The organism is Salicola sp. Rm-C-2C1-2 (genome assembly GCF_040196175.1).
In the GTDB taxonomy this organism is placed as follows: Bacteria; Pseudomonadota; Gammaproteobacteria; order Pseudomonadales; family Oleiphilaceae; genus Halospina.
Genome location: NZ_JBEFNF010000015.1, coordinates 1 through 2,071 on the forward strand (window position 1 = coordinate 1; position 2,071 = coordinate 2,071).

Here is a 2,071-nt window from a genome sequence, read left to right on the forward strand (position 1 = left end):
CATAGGGTTCGAGCCCATTGGCCTTGGCCGTCTCGATCAGGCTGTAGATGCGGGCGCTGGCATCGGCGCCTTTCGGCGTGTCACTGAACAGCCAGTTCTTGCGCCCGATCACGAACGGGCGGATGGCGTTCTCCGCCGGGTTGTTGTCCAGCGGGATCTGCCCATCGTCGAGGAACCGGGTCAGCCGCGGCCACTGCTGCGACAGGTAATGCAGTGCCTTGCCCAACGCCGTCTTTGGCGGCACTCGATGAAGTTGGCTGTCCAGCCAGTCCTTGAGCCGGTCGATGATCGGCTGGCTTTGTTGCCGGCGCAGCGCCAGTCGCTCCTCAACGCTCAGAGTCCTGGCCTGCTGTTCGACGGTGTAGAGCCGGCGGATGAGCTTGAGCGCCTTGTCCGCCTGACCGACTTTGCCCTTGGAGTGAACTTTGCGGGCGCTGACGAACTTGCGTCGCGCGTGGGCCCAACAGCCGGCATGAGTCAGCCCGTTCTGGCGGGCGATCTGCGCGTAGCCCTCATAGCCATCGGTCACCAACACCCCCTGGAACTGGCCCAGCAGTTCGATGGGGATGCGCCCGGCGCGCGAGGGCCGATAGTCAAACAGTACGATCGCCCCCCCTTCGGGCGGGCTGCCACGCTGCAGCCACATGTAGGAGGTCGCACTCGCCTCACGGTCCTGCTCGTCGTTGACCTGGACCGTGGTCTCATCCATGTGGATGACCGGGCTGGCGCGTAAGTGCTCTCGTAAGCGCTCGATCAGTGGCGCCATGCGCTCGCTGGCCTGGATCATCCAGCGCGCCAGGGTATTGCGGGGCAGTTCCACGCCCAGGCGTTTGAACGCCTGCTGCTGGCGGTACAGCGGCAGCGCATCCACGTATTTGGCCACCAGGCAGTAGGCCAACAGGTTGGCACTGGCGTTGGATTTGGGCAGTGGTTGCGCCGGAGCCGGCGCAATGGCGACGCCGTCCTCGCACTGACGACAGGCGTATTTCGGGCGGATGTGGCGGATGACCTGAACGCGGGCCGGGATCACATCCAGCTGTTCGGTGACTTCCTCGCCAATGCGAACGCGTTGGGCGCCATCATTGGGACACTGCTGCTCCGCTTCTTCCAGGTCGTGGACGACATCCACACGGGGCAGCTCCGGTGGAAGTGCGACGCGCCCGCCCCGACTGGAGCTCTGGCGCCGGGAGTGATTGGCCTCGGGCTGAGCGTCATCTTCGTCTTCAGGGTCTTGCGCCTGCGGGGCCTCCTCAGCGGCTAACGTTTCCGCTTCGTTGAAGAACATGTCCGCCTGCTCAATGCGGTACTTCTCGGAGGAGGGCCCGAAGCGGTTCTCGATCAGCAGCCGCAGCTGCTCGAACAGATCGCGCTTGGCCTGTTCCAGTGATTCGGTCTTGCGCTCCAGTGAACGGTACTGCTTTTTCAACGACTGATTGTGCTTGGCCAACCGGGCGTTTTCGGCCTGCTGATCCTGCAGCTGGCGCTGCAGTTCGGCAACGGTGGAAGCGGGGCTGGAGGCGGCATCTGACATGACGCTATTGTACTAAATCGCCCATCAATCAGCCACTTGAAATCAGCCCACGGTGTCAAAAAACAGCGGCTGATGCGGCCTCATCCGGGCGATGTCATACCCATCCAGAAGCCAGTTCAGTTGCTGGCCCGTCAGCGCCATCGGCGAGCCGTCGGCCTGTTCCGGCCACTTGAACCGTTCCTGCTCCAGACGCTTGTACCACAGCACAAAACCGTTGCGCTCCCAGGCCAGGATCTTGACCTTGTCGCGCTGGCGGTTGCAGAACACGAAAACCGCTGGCTCAAAAGGGTTCAGTTCCATCGCCTCTTGCACCAGCAGCGCCAGCCCGTCGATGGACTTGCGCATGTCCACCACGTCCCGGCACAGGTAGACGGCCACATCGGTTGCGGGGCGGATCACGAGGCCACCTCAACACGGACAAACCGATCCGGGCGGTGTTGGGGCGGCAGCTCAATGTTTTGAACTGCCAGGCGCTGGCGCCACTGCATGAGATCGGAAAAATCGAGCTGCTGCTGTTCGGCATAGGCACTCAGGCTCAGC

2 protein-coding genes are annotated in these 2,071 nt (G+C 63.1%); both read right to left on the reverse strand.

What is annotated here, in order from left to right; genetic code table 11:
• On the reverse strand, positions 1-1,531 hold a 1,531-nt coding region (gene tnpC, locus AAF659_RS14980), incomplete at its 3' end, for an IS66 family transposase (RefSeq protein ID WP_349752588.1).
• A 42-nt stretch (positions 1,532-1,573) separates the two neighbouring features.
• Positions 1,574-1,930, reverse strand: coding sequence for an IS66 family insertion sequence element accessory protein TnpB (tnpB, locus tag AAF659_RS14985; RefSeq protein ID WP_349752589.1), 357 nt, complete (start codon positions 1,928-1,930; stop codon positions 1,574-1,576).
• Positions 1,931-2,071: the final 141 nt, after the last annotated feature.